The sequence below is a fragment of the Arthrobacter methylotrophus genome (genome assembly GCF_039539965.1).
GTDB classification, from domain to species: domain Bacteria; phylum Actinomycetota; class Actinomycetes; order Actinomycetales; family Micrococcaceae; genus Arthrobacter; species Arthrobacter methylotrophus.
On the sequence record NZ_BAABED010000001.1, the window covers coordinates 3,446,508 to 3,464,966 of the forward strand.

Annotated in this window: 15 protein-coding genes; 14 read left to right on the forward strand and 1 reads right to left on the reverse strand. The window is 63.6% G+C overall.

Annotation, left to right across the window (positions count from 1 at the left end; translation table 11 throughout):
- The first annotated feature begins 110 nt into the window (after positions 1-110).
- From ABD884_RS17900 to ABD884_RS17945, 10 genes are all read left to right on the forward strand, one after another.
- Positions 111-461: a bifunctional 3-phenylpropionate/cinnamic acid dioxygenase ferredoxin subunit gene (locus ABD884_RS17900; RefSeq protein ID WP_345055013.1), complete on the forward strand. Its 351-nt coding sequence runs from the start codon at positions 111-113 to the stop codon at positions 459-461.
- Between the two features lie 50 nt (positions 462-511).
- Complete coding sequence (locus ABD884_RS17905; RefSeq protein WP_345048757.1) at positions 512-3,019, forward strand: GcvT family protein; 2,508 nt, start codon at positions 512-514, stop codon at positions 3,017-3,019.
- 55 nt (positions 3,020-3,074) lie between these two features.
- Positions 3,075-4,814, forward strand: a complete 1,740-nt coding sequence (betA, locus tag ABD884_RS17910; RefSeq protein ID WP_345048759.1) for a choline dehydrogenase — start codon at positions 3,075-3,077, stop codon at positions 4,812-4,814.
- A gap of 8 nt (positions 4,815-4,822) precedes the next feature.
- Positions 4,823-6,343: an aldehyde dehydrogenase family protein gene (locus tag ABD884_RS17915; RefSeq protein ID WP_345048761.1), complete on the forward strand. Its 1,521-nt coding sequence runs from the start codon at positions 4,823-4,825 to the stop codon at positions 6,341-6,343.
- Positions 6,340-7,374 (forward strand): quaternary amine ABC transporter ATP-binding protein, encoded by a 1,035-nt coding sequence (locus ABD884_RS17920; RefSeq protein WP_345048763.1) that lies wholly within the window; start codon positions 6,340-6,342, stop codon positions 7,372-7,374. Before ABD884_RS17915 ends, ABD884_RS17920 begins: the two co-directional genes overlap by 4 nt.
- Positions 7,374-9,407 carry an ABC transporter permease gene (locus tag ABD884_RS17925; RefSeq protein ID WP_345048765.1) on the forward strand — a complete coding sequence of 678 codons (2,034 nt, stop codon included), beginning with the start codon at positions 7,374-7,376 and terminating at the stop codon, positions 9,405-9,407. The genes ABD884_RS17920 and ABD884_RS17925 overlap by 1 nt, the downstream gene beginning before the upstream one ends.
- A gap of 44 nt (positions 9,408-9,451) precedes the next feature.
- The gene (locus tag ABD884_RS17930) at positions 9,452-10,426 is read left to right on the forward strand and encodes an ABC transporter substrate-binding protein (protein ID WP_345048768.1); all 975 of its coding nucleotides are present in this window, start codon (positions 9,452-9,454) and stop codon (positions 10,424-10,426) included.
- 278 nt (positions 10,427-10,704) lie between these two features.
- On the forward strand, positions 10,705-12,111 hold the full coding sequence (locus ABD884_RS17935) for an MFS transporter (protein ID WP_345048770.1): 1,407 nt from the start codon (positions 10,705-10,707) through the stop codon (positions 12,109-12,111).
- 31 nt (positions 12,112-12,142) lie between these two features.
- Positions 12,143-13,399 (forward strand): aminopeptidase P family protein, encoded by a 1,257-nt coding sequence (locus ABD884_RS17940; RefSeq protein ID WP_345048772.1) that lies wholly within the window; start codon positions 12,143-12,145, stop codon positions 13,397-13,399.
- A gap of 122 nt (positions 13,400-13,521) precedes the next feature.
- On the forward strand, positions 13,522-14,325 hold the full coding sequence (locus ABD884_RS17945; RefSeq protein WP_345055017.1) for an IclR family transcriptional regulator: 804 nt from the start codon (positions 13,522-13,524) through the stop codon (positions 14,323-14,325).
- Between the two features lie 199 nt (positions 14,326-14,524).
- Here the strand turns inward: ABD884_RS17945 and ABD884_RS17950 are convergent, their stop codons facing one another.
- Positions 14,525-15,658: an LOG family protein gene (locus tag ABD884_RS17950; RefSeq protein WP_345048774.1), complete on the reverse strand. Its 1,134-nt coding sequence runs from the start codon at positions 15,656-15,658 to the stop codon at positions 14,525-14,527.
- 62 nt (positions 15,659-15,720) lie between these two features.
- Between ABD884_RS17950 and ABD884_RS17955 the strand changes: the two genes are divergently transcribed.
- The 4 genes from ABD884_RS17955 to ABD884_RS17970 all read left to right on the forward strand — a co-directional run bounded on the left by ABD884_RS17955 (position 15,721) and on the right by ABD884_RS17970 (position 18,448).
- Positions 15,721-16,500, forward strand: coding sequence for a gamma-glutamyl-gamma-aminobutyrate hydrolase family protein (locus ABD884_RS17955; protein ID WP_345048777.1), 780 nt, complete (start codon positions 15,721-15,723; stop codon positions 16,498-16,500).
- Between the two features lie 103 nt (positions 16,501-16,603).
- Complete coding sequence (locus ABD884_RS17960) at positions 16,604-16,999, forward strand: cupredoxin domain-containing protein (RefSeq protein WP_345048779.1); 396 nt, start codon at positions 16,604-16,606, stop codon at positions 16,997-16,999.
- Positions 16,996-17,445 (forward strand): hypothetical protein, encoded by a 450-nt coding sequence (locus tag ABD884_RS17965; RefSeq protein ID WP_345048781.1) that lies wholly within the window; start codon positions 16,996-16,998, stop codon positions 17,443-17,445. Before ABD884_RS17960 ends, ABD884_RS17965 begins: the two co-directional genes overlap by 4 nt.
- 262 nt (positions 17,446-17,707) lie before the next feature.
- The gene (locus ABD884_RS17970; protein WP_028266213.1) at positions 17,708-18,448 is read left to right on the forward strand and encodes a GntR family transcriptional regulator; all 741 of its coding nucleotides are present in this window, start codon (positions 17,708-17,710) and stop codon (positions 18,446-18,448) included.
- The last annotated feature ends 11 nt before the right edge of the window (positions 18,449-18,459 follow it).

The following is an 18,459-nucleotide window of genomic DNA, read 5'->3' on the forward strand; positions in this document are numbered from 1 at the left end:
CTTGACAAGCCGCTGTGATGTCAATCACTCTGTTGCGTATTGTGATCAGCGTTGATCATGAGACAACCGCCCCACAGGTTTCGACCAGCCCGGTGAAAGAGGTTCTTGAGATGCACAGTGCTTGCCCGCTTAGCTCGTTGGCTCCGGGGGACGCGATTCGACTCGAGACGTCTCCGCCCATTGCCGTATTTCACACCGAAGAGGGCGAACTCTTTGCCCTCGACGACACCTGCACCCACCAAGACGCCTCACTCGCCGACGGCTGGATAGAGGACTGCTGGGTAGAGTGCCCACTCCATGCTTCAAAGTTCAACCTCCGCACGGGAGCCGCCGACGCGCCTCCCGCAAAATTGCCCGTCCGGGTCCACGAAGTCCTGGTGGTGGATGGCCAGATCATGGTCAAGGAATCCCAGGACGCCCCCAACCTGCCGCCGGGCCTGACCATCAACGGCCACGTCTAGGGTCCGGCGAGCCCCAAACTTCCACATCTCTTACTCCAGGAGCAACACGCATGTCCACATCACCCCGCGTCGTCATCATCGGAGCCGGCATCGTCGGTGCCAATCTCGCGGACGAGCTGTCCACCCGAGGCTGGACCAACATCACCGTCGTCGAGCAGGGGCCGCTGAAGCTGGCTGGCGGCTCTACTTCGCACGCTCCCGGCCTCGTATTCCAGACCAACGCGTCCAAGACCATGACCCAATTTGCGTCTTACACCGTGGATAAGCTGCTATCACTCAGTGATTCCGGCGTCTCCTGCTTCAACCAGGTGGGCGGCCTCGAAGTGGCCACCACACCGGAACGCCTGGAGGACCTCAAGCGCAAGCTGGGCTACGCGACGTCGTGGGGTATCGAAGGCCGGCTCATCGATCCCGACGAATGCGCCAAGCACTACCCGCTTCTCAACCAGGAAAAGGTGCTCGGCGGACTCTACGTCCCCTCCGACGGCTTGGCTTCCGCGGCCCGCGCCGTCAGCCTGCTCATCGCCAAGGCGAGCGCCGCGGGGGTCACGTTCCGCGGTTCCACGCCGGTCACCGGCATCGAACAGTCCGGCGGAAAAGTCACCGGCGTCCAAACGCACGACGGCGTGATCCCGGCAGACATTGTTGTCTCCTGCGCCGGGTTCTGGGGTCCCAAGATCGGCGCCATGGTGGGCATGTCCGTGCCACTGCTCCCCCTGGCCCATCAGTACGTCAAGACCAGCTCCGTACCCGCGCTCGTGGGCAGGAACGATGCCTCGCGGCTGCTTGACCCGGGCAACGGCGTCTGGATGCCCATCCTCCGCCACCAGGACAAGGACCTCTACTACCGCGAGCACGGCGACCGGATCGGCATCGGCTCCTACGCCCACAAGCCCATGCCCGTGGACCTCCGGGAGCTGCCCGAAGTGGCGGCGGATGAGATGTCCGAGCACCGGATGCCGTCCCGCCTGACCTTCACGGAAGAAGACTTCCTGCCGTGTTGGGAAGACTCCAAGGAACTCCTTCCGGCTCTCGCCGGCGCCTGGATTGCGGAGGGCTTCAACGGGATCTTCTCGTTCACTCCCGACGGCGGTCCCCTCGTCGGCGAGTCCAAGGACGTTGAAGGGTTCTTCGTGGCCGAGGCCGTATGGGTGACACACTCCGCCGGCGTGGCCCGTGCCCTGGCGGAGCGCCTTATCGAAGGCCAGTCCCGCATTCCGCTCCACGAATGCGAGGTCTCCCGCTTCGAGGAAATCCAGACGGCGGAGAGCTACGTCAGCGAAACCTCCCAGCAGAACTTCGTGGAGATCTACGATGTCCTGCACCCGCTGCAACCCCGCGTCTCCCCTCGCGAACTGCGCGTGAGCCCGTTCAACGCCCGGCAGAAAGAGCTCGGCGCATTCTTCCTCGAAGCCCACGGCTGGGAGCGACCGCACTGGTTCGAAGCCAATCGCGCGCTCCTCGAGCAACTGCCCGCAGAATGGCAGGCGCCCGAGCGCGAACCCTGGGCCGCCATGTTCCATTCCCCCCTTTCCGCCGCCGAAGCGTGGAAGACGCGCACCGCCGTCGCGCTCTATGACATGACGCCGCTCAAGCGGCTGGAGGTTTCCGGCCCCGGCGCCGAAGCGCTCTTGCAGCGCCTCAGCGCCGGAAAGGTCGACAAGAAGCCGGGCGCCGTCACCTACTGCCTGCTCCTCAACGGCGACGGCGGCATCCGCAGCGACATCACGGTGGCCCGCCTGGACGAGACCACCTTCCAGGTGGGCGCCAATGGCAACATCGATTTCGACTACTTCACCACCGAAGCCCGCAGGCAAACCGCCGACGACGTCAGCCAATGGGTCCAGGTCCGCGACATCACCGGTTCCACGTGCTGTGTGGGGCTCTGGGGTCCGTTGGCCCGCGAAGTGATCGCGAAGGTCAGCGATGACGATTTCAGCAACGACGGATTGAAGTACTTCCGCACCAAGAAGGTCCGGATCGGCGGGATTCCGGTCACGGCCATGCGACTGTCCTACGTGGGCGAGTTGGGCTGGGAGCTGTACACGACGGCAGAAAACGGCCAAAGGCTCTGGGACCTCCTGTTCGAGGCCGGACAGGAGCAAGGCATCATCGCGGCCGGTCGTGGCGCCTTCAACAGCCTGCGTCTGGAGAAGGGCTACCGGCTCTGGGGTACCGACATGACCCCGGAACACGAACCATTCCAGTCCGGCCTTGGCTTCTCAGTCAGCAAGGACAAGGAAGGATATATCGGCGCCGAGGCCCTCAAAGCCCGCCGCGAACTGCCCGTCAACCGCCGGCTGCGTTGCCTGACGGTCGACGACGGCACGTCCGTGGTATTGGGCAAGGAACCCGTCTATTTCCGGGGAGAGCCGGCCGGCTACGTCACGAGCGCCGCCTACGGCTACACCGTCCGGAAACCGATTGCCTACGCTTGGCTGCCCGCCGAAGCGCGAGAGGGGGACGCCGTCGAGATCGAATACTTCGGAAGGCGGATCCCGGCCACCATCTCCGCCGATCCCCTCGTGGATCCAACCATGGAAAAGCTGCGGGGCTGAAGCCCTTCTGGCTACCGGACACAGCAATGGGGATCACTTCTAAGGAGTTCAACTAATGGCCAACGAAAAGTTCGACTACGTCATTGTGGGTGGGGGCAGCGCCGGATCGGTGCTGGCGGACAGGCTCAGCGCCGACGGTTCCAAGACCGTCCTGGTCCTGGAGGCGGGCCGCAGCGACTACCCCTGGGACCTCTTCATCCAGATGCCCGCCGCGCTCACTTTCCCCAGCGGGAACAGGTTCTACGACTGGCGCTACCAATCCGATCCCGAGCCGCACATGAACGGACGCCGGATCGCCCACACCCGCGGCAAAGTCCTGGGCGGCTCCAGTTCCATCAACGGCATGATCTTCCAGCGTGGCAACCCCTTGGACTACGAGCGCTGGGGAGCCGACGCCGGGATGGAAACGTGGGATTTCGCGCACTGCCTCCCGTACTTCAACCGCATGGAGACCGCCCTCGCGGCGGATCCCGGCGATGAGCTGCGGGGACACAACGGACCGCTGGTCCTTGAACGCGGCCCGGCGCGCAATCCGCTCTTCCAGGCCTTCTTCCGCGCCGCCCAGCAAGCCGGCTTCGCGCGGACCAACGATGTCAACGGGTACCGGCAGGAGGGCTTCGGTCCCTTCGACCGCAATGTGCACAAGGGCCAGCGACTCTCCGCCTCCCGCGCCTACTTGCGGCCGCACCTCGACAGGCCCAACCTCACCGTGCGGACCCGGGCACTCGTATCGAAGATCAACTTCGACGAGACTGGTACTTCAGGCGTCAGGGCCACGGGCGTCCGCTACCGACGCAATGGCAAGCAGCACAGCGTGGACGCCCAGGAAGTGGTCCTGTGCGGAGGAGCCATCAACACCCCGCAACTCCTGCAGTTGTCCGGCGTCGGGGACTCCACTCACCTCAAGTCGCTCGGGATCAAGCCCGTGGTTAACCTGCCCGGCGTCGGCGAAAACCTGCAGGACCATCTGGAGGTCTACATCCAGCACGCCTGCACCCAGCCGGTGTCCATGCAGCCGAGCCTGAGCCTGTGGCGCTACCCCTGGATCGGCCTGCAGTGGCTGTTCGGGCGCAAGGGACCTGCTGCCACCAACCACTTCGAAGGCGGCGGTTTTGTCCGCTCCAACGAAGACGTGGCCTACCCCAACCTGATGTTCCACTTCCTACCGGTGGCCGTCCGCTACGACGGCCAGAAGGCCGAGGCCAAGCATGGCTACCAAGTGCACATCGGGCCCATGTATTCCGACGCCCGTGGCAGCCTGAAGATCACGTCCACGGACCCAACCGCCCACCCGTCCATGAAGTTCAACTACCTTTCCACGGACCAGGACCGGCGCGAGTGGGTCGAAGCCATCCGGATTTCCCGGAACATCCTGGAGCAGTCTGCCATGGCGCCTTTCAACGGCGGTGAGCTCTCCCCCGGTCCGGCAGTCCAGACAGATGAGGAAATCCTCGACTGGGTTGCCCGCGACGCCGAAACCGCCCTGCACCCTTCCTGCACAGCCAAGATGGGCCCGGCCACCGATCCCCTGGCCGTGGTGGACCCGCTCAGCATGAGGGTGCATGGCACCTCGGGCCTGCGGGTGGCTGACGCTTCGGCAATGCCCTACGTGACCAACGGCAACATCTACGCGCCGGTCATGATGCTGGCCGAGAAAGCCGCGGACTTGATTCAGGGCCGCGAACCCCTCGCGCCGATCGCTGCCGGGTTCTACCGGCACGGCGCGGTTCCGGACAGCCTAGGTGGCCCGGACAGCGCGGAGAGCCGGCCCGAAGCCAACGCGGCACGGAATTAAGGAGCGGCATGAACAGTCCACAACTCACGCAGCCCCGCACTGTCCGTGGCAACTACGTCGACGGCGGGTGGCGGCAATCTGGCGGAGGAATCCGCAGCATCAGCTGCCCTGCGGACGGCGCGCATGTTGCCGACGTCGCCGAGTGCACCCCAGCCGATGCCGAGGCGGCGGTGGCGAGCGCCCGGAAGGCGTTCGACGTCGGCGGCTGGCCCAACACACCGGAGCTGGAACGCGGCGCGATCCTGCTTCGCGCGGCCGGGCTGCTGCAACGGGACAAGGCCGCGTACGCTGCGGCCGAAGCCCTCGACACCGGGAAGCGGCTTGTCGAGGCCGAGTACGACATTGACGACGTCATCGCGTGCTTCCGCTACTACGGCAGCGTGGCCGGAACTGACGCGGGCCGGGTGATCGATACCGGCCGGCCCGGCGCCATCAGCCGGGTGGTCCACGCGCCCGTCGGCGTCTGCGGTCTCATCACACCGTGGAACTACCCGCTCCTGCAGGCTTCGTGGAAGGTTGCACCAGCGCTCCTGGCCGGCAATAGCTTCGTTCTCAAGCCCAGCGAGCTGACGCCTTCGACGTCCATCCTGCTCATGGACACCCTGCGGGAAGCAGGAGTGCCCGACGGCACCGCGAACCTCGTGACCGGAACGGGACCGGAAGTGGGGGCGGTACTTAGCTCGGATCCCCGGGTCGATCTGGTCTCCTTCACGGGCGGGCTCGAAACCGGCAAACGGATCATGGTTGCCGCAGCGCAGACGGTCAAGCGCGTGGCCCTTGAGCTCGGCGGCAAGAACCCGAACGTCGTGTTCGCCGACGCCGGCCGGGAAGCCGCTATCGACAACGCCTTGACGGCCGTCTTCCTTAATTCCGGCCAGGTTTGCTCGGCCGGGGCCCGGCTCATTGTCGAAGAGTCGATTCACGAAGAGTTCGTGGCCGAAGTGGTGCGTCGTGCACGCCAGATCCGGCTGGGCGGACCCTTCAACCAAGAGGCTCAGACAGGTCCGCTGATCTCCGCGGCCCATCGTGACAAGGTCCACGCCTACGTGCAGGCGGGGGTCGCGGAGGGCGCCCGGTTGTTGTGCGGGGGCTTCATTCCGGACAGCCCGGAGCTGGCCGGTGGCAGTTTCTACCCGCCCACCGTGCTGGACGGGTGCAGCACCTCGATGCGCGTGGTCCAAGAGGAATCCTTTGGTCCCGTCATGACGGTGGAAACATTCACCACCGAGGAAGAGGCGGTCCGGCTGGCCAACGACACCGTCTACGGACTGGCCGGCGCTGTGTGGACGGCAGACGCTTCGAAGGCCCAGCGGGTTTCCGAAGCGTTGCGCCACGGGACGGTCTGGATCAACGACTACCACCCTTACGTTCCGCAGGCCGAATGGGGCGGCTTCGGACAGTCCGGCAATGGCCGTGAATTGGGGCTCGCGGGCTTGGCCGAATACCGGGAAACGAAGCACATCTGGCAAAACATCAGCCCCGGGCCTAGCGATTGGTTCGAGCCGCCACAGGCAGGAGTACAGCAATGAGCAGTCCTGACATATCAGTGCGCAACCTCTGGAAGGTCTTCGGACCCGGAGGTGAAAAGATCCCCAAGGATCCCGAACTCTCGGCTTTGAGCTCGGCCGAATTGCTTGAACGTACCGGGTGCAATGCTGCAGTACGCAACATGAACTTCGACGTCGCGAAGGGCGAGGTGTTCGTCGTCATGGGCCTGTCCGGATCAGGAAAGTCCACCCTGATCCGGTGCCTCACCCGGCTGATCGAACCGACGTCGGGGAGCGTCCTGGTGGACGGCAAGGATGTGATGCAGGCAGGAACCGGCGAGCTTCGGGAGCTGCGTCGGCGGAAAATGTCCATGGTCTTCCAGCATTTCGGCCTCCTGCCGCACCGCACCGTGCTGGACAACGTGTCCTACGGCCTGCAGATCCGTGGCGCCACCAAGAACGAGCGCTACGCCAGGTCCCGCGAAATCATCGAGCTCGTAGGCCTCAAAGGTTACGAACAGCATTTCCCCGATCAACTCTCCGGCGGAATGCAACAGCGCGTCGGACTTGGCCGCGCCTTGGCGGGCGATCCGGACACTATCCTCTTCGACGAACCGTTCTCTGCCCTGGACCCGCTCATCCGGCGCGATATGCAGGCGGAAGTCATCCGGCTGCACAAAGAAATGGGCAAGACGATGGTTTTCGTTACCCACGACCTTTCCGAGGCGCTCAAACTCGGGGACCGCATCCTGATCATGCGGAACGGGGAGACGGTCCAATGCGGCACAGGCGATCATCTCGTCGGATCGCCTGCGGACAAGTACATCGCCGACTTCGTCTCCGAGGTGCCTCGCGCGGATGTCCTGACACTCAAGTGGATCACCGATCCTGTAGCACTGGGGACTCCCGGGGATGCTCCGGTCCTGAGCGCAGGCACGATCATCCGCGACGCCATTCCCACCGTCATGAACTCTTCGTGTCCTGTCCTGGTGGAAGACTCCGGCAAGATCACCGGTCAGATCGACCGCGACAGCATCTTGTCGGTCATCCGCAGCACGGAAGTTGCGGCGTGATGTCCACACTCGTTCGCGATCGCGCCCCGGTTCAGACCGGCCTCGTTTCCGTCCGTGCACCGCGCAAGCGGCTTAGCCGCCGCACCCTGCTTCTGGCCGGGGCCGGCGTCGTCTGGCTCGTCGGATTCCTGTTCCTCCACGGCACTGCAACCCTCACGCTGCCGGCGTCGGAGCTCACTGACCTCCACCGCTCCCTCAACCAATTCAATGCCTGGGTGGCCTCAAACCGGGCCGATAATCCCGTCTTCCAGTACGTTTTCACACCCCTCCGGGCCGCCGTCGATGCGGTCGCAAACCTGTTCATCGGTATTTTCGCCGCCAGCTCCACCGGGCTTCGCCTGCCGGAAATCGGCTGGCTGGGAACCGTCGCGCTGCTCAGCTGGATCGCCTTCGCGGTGGGCAACGCCCGCGTGGCGCTGCTGACAGCAGCCGTCTTCGTGTTCTTCGGCCTTCAGGGGCTGTTTACGGAAGCGGCTTACACCTTCGCCCTCGTCCTCACAGCCGTGCTGTTCACCTTGGCTCTCGGCATCCCCCTCGGAGTCCTGGCAGGAGTCTATGGCCGGGTTGCCAAGGTAATCACTCCGGTCCTCGACTTCATGCAGACCCTTCCCACCTTCGTTTACCTGGCACCGCTGGCCCTCATCTTCCTGATCGGCCCCGCCTCCGCCGTGATCGCCACCGTGATCTACGCGGCACCTCCCGTCATCCGACTGACGGCGCATGGCATCCGATGCATCCCGGAAAACACCCGCGAAGCCTCCGACTCTTTGGGAACCACCGGTTGGCAGCGGCTCGTCACCCTCCAGCTCCCGCTCGCTCGGCGCACCATCGTCATGGGAATCAACCAAAGCACCATGGCCGCGCTGTCCATGGTGACCATCGCGGCGCTGATCGCAGCGCCCGGGCTGGGACAGGTGGTTATCCGCGCCCTGCAGTCGCTCGACGTCGGCACGGCGGTCAATGCCGGACTGTCGATCGTCCTGCTGGCCATTGTGCTGGACCGCGTGACCACGGCCGCCAGCCGCCGGGCCGAACCCGGAGCAAACCGCAAACGCCGGATATCGCGGCGAATGCGGTACATTGTGCTGGCCGTCAGCTTGCTTGTGGTGCTCGCCATTGTCCAGTTGTCCCGCACGATGCTCTGGGCCGCTGCCTTCCCGAAGGATCTCAACATTGGCCCGGCAATTGTCAGCGGAGTGAGCTCCGCGAGCGAATGGCTGCAGACCAACCTCTTCATCTTTACGGTGTCCTTCCGCGAGGCAGTCACCAACGGAATCCTCAACCCATTCCAGTCACTCCTGACAGAGACGCCTTTCTATGTCCTGGTCGCCGTGATCGTCGTTGCGGCTTTTGCCCTCGGCGGCTGGAAGCTGGCGGCGGTCACGGCATCGTGCTTGGCCGTGATCATTTATCTGGGCCTGTGGAGCGATGCCATGGTCACTCTGGCAGGCACCCTCGTTGCCACCGCAGTGGTCATGGTCCTGGGCGTCATCTTCGGCGTGGCCATGGGCAGGTCCAATAAAATGGACCAGCTCATGCGGCCCATGCTTGACGCGGGACAGACCATGCCGGCTTTCGTCTACCTCGTTCCATTCCTGGGCCTCTTCGGCGCCACACGGTTCACCGCCATCATCGCCGGCATCATCTACGCGGCGCCCGTGGCCATCAAGATCACGGCCGACGGCATCGCTGCAATTTCCCCCACCGTCATGGAAGCTGCGGTATCCAGCGGCTCAACTCCTTGGCAAGTCATCACCAAGGTCCAGCTGCCCATGGCTCGGCAATCCCTGGCCCTGGCGGCCAACCAAGGCCTGATCTACGTCCTCGCCATGGTGGTAGTCGGAGCGCTGGTCGGAGCAGGTGGCCTCGGGTACGACGTCGTCGCCGGCTTTGTCCAAAGTTCGCTGTTCGGCAAGGGCCTCGCCGCAGGCCTGGCCATCGTTTTCCTCGGCATCCTATTGGATCGCATGACGCAGGCTGCCGCAGCCAACCCCGTCCGAAAAGTCCCTTCGGCAAAATCACCCGCCCACTAACGGCCCTGACACTCATGCACCGCCCCCAACAAGGAGACCCCACTATGAGTAAAGCTGGACTGCTGTTGAAACGAACAATTCCCACGCTCGCCGGAACCGTGGCTGCCGCCCTGTTGCTTGCCGGCTGCGGCGGCGCAACAGTCAATCAGGCGGCCGCAGCCGGTGCGTCGGGCACCCCCTGCGGAACCGTCAACGTGGCTCTCAACGCATGGGTGGGCTACACAGCAAATGCGGCTGTTTACAGCTACATAGCCCAAAACAAGCTCGGTTGCACGGTAGTCCAGAAGGACCTGTCGGAACAGATTTCCTGGCAGGGCTTCGGCTCGGGTGAAGTCGACGTCATTCTTGAGAACTGGGGTCACGAGGACCTCGCAAAGCAGTACATCACCGACCAGAAAGTCGCGGTGGACGCTGGTCCCACGGGCAATGAAGGGCATATCGGCTGGTACGTACCACCATGGATGGTCCAGAAATATCCGGACATCCTGGACAGCAAGAACCTGAACAAATACGCGTCCCTCCTTGCCACGTCCGAATCGGGCGGCAAAGGCCAGGTACTGGATGGCGACCCGGCGTTCGTTACCAACGACGAAGCCCTCGTCAAGAACCTAGGTCTCGACTACAAAGTGGTCTTCTCCGGTTCGGAAGCAGCATTGATCCAGTCGTTCCGTTCGGCCGAGAAGAACAAGACGCCGCTACTGGGGTATTTCTACGAACCGCAATGGTTCCTTTCCGAAGTCCCACTCAAGAAGGTCAGCCTGCCCGCCTACACTCCGGGCTGCGATGCCGACGCCGAGAAGGTGGCCTGTGACTACCCCGATTACAAACTGAACAAAGTGATGGCCAAGAAGTTTGCGGACAGCGGTTCTCCCGCCGCGAAACTGCTCAAGGCCTTCTCATGGACCAACGCGGACCAGAACTCCGTCGCAACGGACATCCAGGGCGGCATGAAGCCCGATGCCGCTGCCAAGAAATGGGTGGATGCTCACCCCGATGTCGTGGCTGCCTGGCTCAAATAGCCCTTTCACGTTGCTTTGAAGCTCCCCGGATCCTTGGATCCGGGGAGCTTCTTTTTGCATTCCGGGGCGGGATTCCACTCACTTACCGCAACCGTGTTGCAGTGAGCGCGCCACCCTCCCCAACTAGCTCGCACTTGTTGTCGCTTAGGACGTCCAATATGACATTTACTGCGAGCTAGTTGGGTGGAAGCCGCAGACCCTTGACGGTGATGCGGAACACATCTATTCTGGTGCAACAGCGTTGCGTTGAATGCAACCCCAAAATTCTTGGTGGATTCATGAAAAACGAAACATCCCCCGTGGCAGCAATCCAGGGAAGAGGTCATGCCGGATCCAAAGGCGGTTCCGGCGACCTTCCTGACGCAACAGCCACCCCGGCCAACCTGTCAAAGCCAGCCACCAACCACACGGTCAGCAAGGACACCCGGCGCCGCGTCATCACGGCAAGCTTCATCGGCAACTTCGTCGAATGGTTCGACTACGCCGTCTACGGCTACCTTGCCGGGATTATCTCGACCGTCTTCTTCCCCTCCTCGGATCGACAGACGGCACTCCTCGCCACCTTCGGAGTCTTTGCCGTCTCGTTCTTCGTCCGTCCACTGGGCGGATTCATCTGGGGCCACATCGGTGACCGGCTGGGACGCAAACAGGCACTCTCCCTGTCGATCGTGCTCATGTCAGTGGCAACGTTCTGCATCGCCCTGATCCCCGGCTACAACACCATCGGCGTCATGGCACCGGTCCTCCTGCTGCTCGTCCGCATTGTTCAGGGCTTCTCGGCAGCAGGCGAATACGCAGGTGCCTCAGCCTTCCTGGTGGAATACGCACCGGCCAATCGGCGCGGACTCTACGCCGCCGTCGTACCTGCAAGTACAGCAGCAGGCCTACTGCTCGGTTCCCTGCTGGCGGCGCTGCTCAGCTCGGTGCTGAGCGCCGAGCAGCTCGGTGAATGGGGGTGGCGCCTGCCCTTTCTCCTGGCCGCACCGATGGGCCTGATTGGCCGCTACATCCGCACCAAGCTTGAGGACACCCCGGCATTCCGCGAAATGGCCGCGAAAGACCCCGCGGTCAAGGCTCCGGCCTTCGCCATGTTCAAGACGTACCGCAAGCAGCTCGTCATCGCGACGGGCGCCGTGCTGCTCAACGCCGTCGGCTTCTACGTGATCCTCAGCTACATGCCGACCTACCTCTCCGAGGAGCTTCACTTCGGTGCAGCCGAATCGTTCCTGGCCACGACCATTGCCCTGCTCAGCTACATCGGATTCATCTTCCTCACGGGGATCGCGTCGGACAGGTTCGGCCGCAAGCGCATGCTCATCACGGCTTCCGTACTGTTCGTGGTGCTGACCGTTCCGGCGTTCATGCTCCTCGACACCGGCAACTTCCTGGTCATTGTCCTGGTCCAGATCCTGCTGGGCGGCATGCTCACGCTCAACGACGGCACCCTGCCCAGCTTCCTTGCCGAGCTCTTCCCCACCAGGGTCCGTTACAGCGGCTTCGCAGTCAGTTTCAATCTCTCCAACGCCCTGTTCGGAGGCACCGCCCCCTTCATGGCAACCCTCCTAATCGGCCTCACCCACAACCAACTGGCCCCCGGTTGGTACCTCGTGGTGGCCTCCGTAATTTCCCTCATCGCGGTCCTCTTCGCTGTAGAGACTTCCAAGAAGCCACTGCAGCAGGACTGAAACAACCCACCCATTGAAAGGAACACCACGCATGACCATCACCGAGAACGAAGCAGTCAACGACGTCTCCAAGCTTGAGCGCCTCAAGGTCCTCAACAACGGCGAGAAGGTCTCACTGACCTTCTCCGACGCGGAATTCGAGCGACGCCTTGCCGGTCTTCGCCGGATCATGGCCGAGAAGGAACTGGACGCCGTTGTCCTGACCAGCTACCACTCCATCAAGTACTACTCCGACTTCCTGTTCACCTACTTCGGCCGTTCCTACGCCATGGTGGTCACAGCCGACGACACCGTCACCGTGACCGCCAACATCGACGCCGGCATGCCTTGGCGCCGCAGCTTCGGAGACAACCTGGTCTACACGGACTGGCGCCGGGACAACTACATCTTCGGCATCCAGGAAGTGCTGCGCACCCGCGGGATCAACGTCCGGCGCCTGGGTGTGGAGGACGATTCCCTTCCGCTGGACAACCGCAACAAGATCCAGGCTGCCTTCGAATCGGCCACCTTGGTTGACGTCGCACAGGCCGCGATGCGCCAGCGCATGATCAAGTCTTCCGAGGAAATCGAAGTCATCAAGCACGGCGCCCGAATCGGCGACCTTGGCGGCGAGGCCATCCGCAACGCCATCACGGCCGGCATCACCGAGTACGAGGTGGCACTGATCGGCACCGAGGCCATGGTGCACGAGATCGCCCGCACGTTCCCGAACTCCGAAATCCGCGACACCTGGGTTTGGTTCCAGTCCGGCATCAACACCGATGGTGCCCACAACTGGGCCACCACCCGCAAGATCCAGGAACACGACATCCTGTCCCTGAACTGCTTCCCGATGACCAGCGGCTACTACACGGCCCTGGAGCGCACCCTGTTCTACGGCGAACCGGATGCCCGCTCCCTGGAACTGTGGAACATCAACGTCGAGGTGCACAAGCGTGGTTTGGAACTCATCAAGCCCGGCGCTGTCTGCAAGGACATTGCCGCGGAACTGAATGAGATCTACGTGGGCCACGGCTTGCTGGCCAACCGCACGTTCGGCTACGGCCACTCCTTCGGCGTGCTCAGCCACTACTACGGCCGCGAAGCGGGGCTGGAACTGCGCGAGGACATCGACACGGTCCTGGAGCCAGGCATGGTGGTTTCCATGGAACCGATGATCACGGTCCTCGATGGCCAGCCGGGTGCCGGCGGATACCGGGAACACGACATCCTGGTTGTCGGTGAAGACGGCGCCGAGAACATCACCAAGTTCCCGTTCGGCCCCGAATACAACATCATCGGCGCCTAGCACCCACCCTCCACTGGACATGCCCAGCCCTAGGCTCGAGCGATGGACATATGCTACATATGCCCATCGCCTTGGGCCAAGGCTGGGCATGTCCCCGTTAAAGGAGCCATATAGTGACCATCATGACCCCAGCAACCACCAGTGACATCCCGGCCAACGGCGATTCCAAAGGCGCCTCGGTCCTTGAGAATGCTATCGCCGTGCTCCGCAGCTTCACTGCCGAAGAACCGCTCTTGGGAGTCACAGAGATCGCCAGCAGGATCGGCCTGCACAAAAGCACCGTGTCCCGCATTCTGGCGACCTTCGAGCAGGAACATTTAGTGGAGCGCGACGCCGATTCCCGCCGATTCCGGTTGGGCTTGGGCATGATCGCTTTGGCTGGTCCGCTTCTTGCCGAACTGGAAGAGCGTCGGGTGGCCTATCCGGTGCTACGCGAGCTCAGCGAACGAACGGGCGAGACCAGTGCCCTCATGGTGTGGAACGGAAGCGAATCGATGTGCGTGGAGCAAATCGCCAGCCGTCACCAGGTCAAGCACCTCGCACCACTGGGAGCCCGTTACAACGAGGCACTCAGCTCCTCGGTCCAGGTCTTCCTAGCCTCCGAAGACCCAGACCGGGTGCGCAAGCTGATGCGCAGCGGCTCGATCACCCTTCCCGGACTCGACGACGAAACCCTCGAGGCCTACCTCCTTCGGCTTAAGGAGTCGGTGAAGCGTGGCTGGGCCTTCAATTTCGGCGAAACATCCATCGAAGAAGTCGGCGTTGCCTCTCCCGTCTTTGACCACCGCGGAGACATCGTGGCCTCGGTCCTGATCCCCGCGCCCAAGTTCCGGGTCTCACAGGACACGCTCGCCAGCCTCGGCGAGGCATGCCAAGATGCAGCCCGGAAGATCACACGCCGCCTGGGTGGCCGCGCGCCTCAATAGCCCGCCCCTCGCCCCCGGACATGCCCAACCCCGAGCACCACGACTGGACATGTCCCTCCTTGCCCCAGAGGACATGCCCAGCCCCAAGCCCAAGCACTGGACATATACGTAATATGTCCAGTGCTCCGAGCCAAGGCTGGGCATGTCCCCTCGGCAGCACCGCGAGGGGGCATGTCCCCTGGGCCGCCTCGGGAGGGGGCTACGCCGCGACGACGGCGAGCGCCTCCTCGACCGTGTCCACCAGGAAGACGCGGTCCTCCATCACTTTCCCTGCTGCCAGGCTCTGCAGCATGGGCCACGCGGGATACTTGTGCTCCCAATGGTCGCGCCCCACGAGGACCATGGGCGTGACCTTTTCCGGGGCACCGTAGAAGTTCTCGCACGCGTCCTGGAAGATTTCCTGTATGGTGCCGGCGGAGCCGGGGAGGAACACGATCCCGCCGTTGCACAGTTCCAGCAGGATCGCTTCACGCATGGAGTTGGCGAAGTATTTGGCGATGTGTGTGGCGAAAAGGTTGGGCGGCTCGTGACCGTAGAACCAGGTAGGGATGCCCAACGACGTCGTTCCGCGCGGATGGCGCCTGATGACGGCCGCCGCCGCCCGCGCCCAGGCGGTCACCGAGGGACGGAACCCCGGAACCCCCGCGAGCGATTGCAGCGCGGCAGCGAAGTCGCCGTCGGGCAGGCCGCTCAAGTAGGCGCCGAGGTTGGCCGCTTCCATGGCACCGGGCCCGCCGCCTGTAGCCACTGTAAAGCCGGACAGTGCCACGAGGCGCCCTAGGCGTGCGGCGTCGTCGAAGTCTTGTGTTCCCCGTTGTGCGGCATGCCCGCCCATGACCCCCACGATCTTGTTCCCTGAGAAATCCCCGTTGTCCATGAGTTCGTCCAGGGCGTCCCCGATGGCGTGGTCGTGCAGCGCGGCGGCGAGAGTCGCGTCCAAACTGGTGCGTTGCCCCGGCATGATGCTCCACTGGTACACCCTTGCGTCCAGTGTTGACTCGTACTCCGTTGAATCAATGTCCTCGTACAGTTCGGCGGCGCTGTAGAGACTTCCCCGGTAAGGGTTGAACGGGACGCCACGCAGCTTGGGAAAGATGAGTGCGCCGCGGCTGCGCAGGGAGTCCTCGACCCCGTCGTCGAAGGTGCAGCCCAGGAAGATGGCGCCTAGGGGATCCAACCGTTCCAAGTCCGCCCGCCGTCCACGCAGGTCCAACGACTGTGCGTGCCATCCGTGCATCGTTGCGGCTCCGGAGCTGAGCAAGCTGTCGAAATGGGCCACGCTCCCAATGTCAAGCGTGCGGGGACTGGGAGTCAGGGAACCGGACGGATTCATGGCATCAGCGTAAGCCCGCGGTTCCGTTGCGCAGGAGTCGCCCGGCCGGTGCATCATGGAGCATGCAGATTTCCGAACAGCAGAGCAGCGTCCGTCCCCGGATCGGCATTCCCGTCCGGCTCAGCAGCTCCGAAGACGCCGACGCCCGGGTGGGCGAGGCGAATGAACTCTTCGAGTTCATCGTCCAGCTAGTGCGCGACGCCGGTGCGGAGCCGGTATTGCTCGACGCCTCCTTCACCGACGAAGCGGGCAGGCTGGCCACCGAGCTCCGTTCCCTCAACGGGGTCCTGCTGCCCGGCGGGGGAGACCTGGATCCGCGGCTTTACGGCGAAGAAGCAACCGAAGCCTGCTACGACGTCAACCCGGAGCAGGACCGCTTGGACTTGGCGGTCGCCCGGGAATCGCTCGACGCCGGTTTGCCCACCCTCGGTATCTGCCGCGGCCACCAGCTCCTGAATGTCGTGTACGGCGGGACGCTCATCCAGGACATGCACCCTTCGTTGGTGGAGCACAACGGCCTGACGTCGGCGGAGAGTGGGCTAAGCATCTGGGCTTGGCACGACGTCGAACTTTCCCCGGCTTCAAAAGTAGCGGGGCTTTATGGTTCGCGGAACTCGGTGCGGATTGCTTCGGGACATCACCAAGCGGTTGCCCGAGTAGGCGATGGCCTGGTGGTGACCGCGGTTGCAGAGGATGGCACCGTGGAAGCCCTTGAAGATCCGCAGCGCTGGGTGGCATCCGTGCAATGGCATCCGGAGGCCTCGCAATTGCCGGAGGAGGAACGGCTGGCCCCGTTCAAGGCTTTCGTGGAGGTCTGCAGGACGCTGCGTCCTGTTTCCTGAGAGGGTAGTTGCCCGTTGCGGTGAACCTGACGGCTCCTGATTACGTCTCATGAATGTGGCAGGCAAATTTCGGCCACCGGACATGAGAAGCGGGGAACCAGTCATGAGGAAGAACGCCAAAGCCCTGATGGTCGTCGTGACGGCGGCCGCTTTGATCTCCGTGGCCGGGTGCGGAGCGTCCGGAACCGGCGGATATGGCGTGTCATCGAGCCCGCCTTCCGCCGCGTCCTCCAGCGCTCCACAATCCGGCACCGCCACCATCACTATCAAGGACTTCGGCTACCAGGGACCCGTGTCGGTCAGCCCCGGCGCCAAGATCACGGTGAAGAACGAAGACGCCCAGGCCCATACGGTCACCTCGGACGATGGCAAGACGTTCGATGCCGCAGCCGACGGCGGAGGCGGAACAGCCCAGTTCACGGCGCCCACTACACCGGGCAGCTATGCATACCATTGCGCCTACCACTCCAATATGCACGGAATGCTGGTCGTGAAATGAGCACAGGGAAGATGAGCACGCTGCCGGCCGCTCGCCGCAGGCCGAGGGACGTCGTGCTGCGGCTGCTTGTCGTTGCAGCCCTGGTTATTGACGCAGTGGTGCACTTTCAGCTTGCCCCCGGCTACCAGTTGGCTGCTCCGGGCGGAATCGGGCAAGGCAACTTGTTCCGTCTGGAAGCCGCGGCCGCGCTCCTGGCAGGCCTGTATGTCCTGGTCCGCGGCAGCCGGCCGGCTTACGCAGCCGCTCTGCTCGTCGCTGGCAGCGCCTTCGTCATGGTCCTCCTCTACCGCTATGTCGATATTCCGGCCATGGGTCCGATCCCGTCCATGTACGAGCCAGTGTGGTTTTTCGAGAAGTCCCTCAGCACCGTCGCCGAGGGAGTGGGGGCGGCGTTGGCCGCCGCCGGTCTCTTCAGGCAACGCCGCGGTTCGCGCCGGCGCCGCTGAGACGCGCCCCCGCCCCTGACAGGCACGCCGCCCGCGCTGAAAGCCCGAGAGCCCAAAAGCCCAGCGCTTATCCGCCCATGGTTCTGATGACTGGACATGTCCCTCATAGCGGCCCTGAAACGGCGCAATAGGCGCGCCTTCGGCACCCTTGACCCATGCGGCCCTCCTGCTATCATCAGTAAAGCAGTATGTCCTATCAAGCGAACATGGGCGGACATGCTTGCAACTTCCGGGACAGTCCCGGAATGCGAGGGAGCATGCAATGGCGAATCAACTTGGCCTCACTATCGACCGCTCGTCCCCCGTGCCTTTGTACCACCAGGTGGTCCAGGGCATCGAGGCTGCCATCCACAACGGAGTGCTGGAGCCCGGTAGCCGCTTGGACAACGAAATAGACCTCGCCGCCCAGCTCAACCTGTCGCGGCCCACCATGCGCAAGGCTATGGACGAACTGGTCCGCTCGGGCCTGTTGGTCCGAAAGCGCGGCGTCGGCACACAGGTAGTGTCGAGCCAGGTCCGCAGGCCCCTGGAGCTCTCCAGCCTCTACGACGATCTGACGAACAACGGCAAGAAGCCCACAACGCAGGTCCTCAGCTTCTCGCACATGGAGGCCGACGCAGCCACGCTGACCGCCCTCCAGCTTCCGGCCGGTTCCAAGGTCTACCACTTCACCCGTCTACGCAAAGTGGGCGGCAAGCCCCTGGCGCTGATGGAGAACTGGGTCCGCGACGACATCACCACCATGGACGAGTCCATGCTCGCCGCGGAAGGCCTCTACGCCATCCTTCGCCGCGGCGGCGTCAACTTCCGCCTCGCCTCGCAGCGGATCGGTGCCATGATCGCCAACGACTACCAGGCACCGCTGCTCGAGACCGAGGCCGGCTCAGCCTTGGTCACCATGGAGCGCACCGCCGTCGACGACACCGGACGCATGGTGGAAACCGGGCACCACGTCTACCGGGCCGATTCCTACAGCTTTGAAATGACACTCGTACAGCGCTAACGCAAGGACAC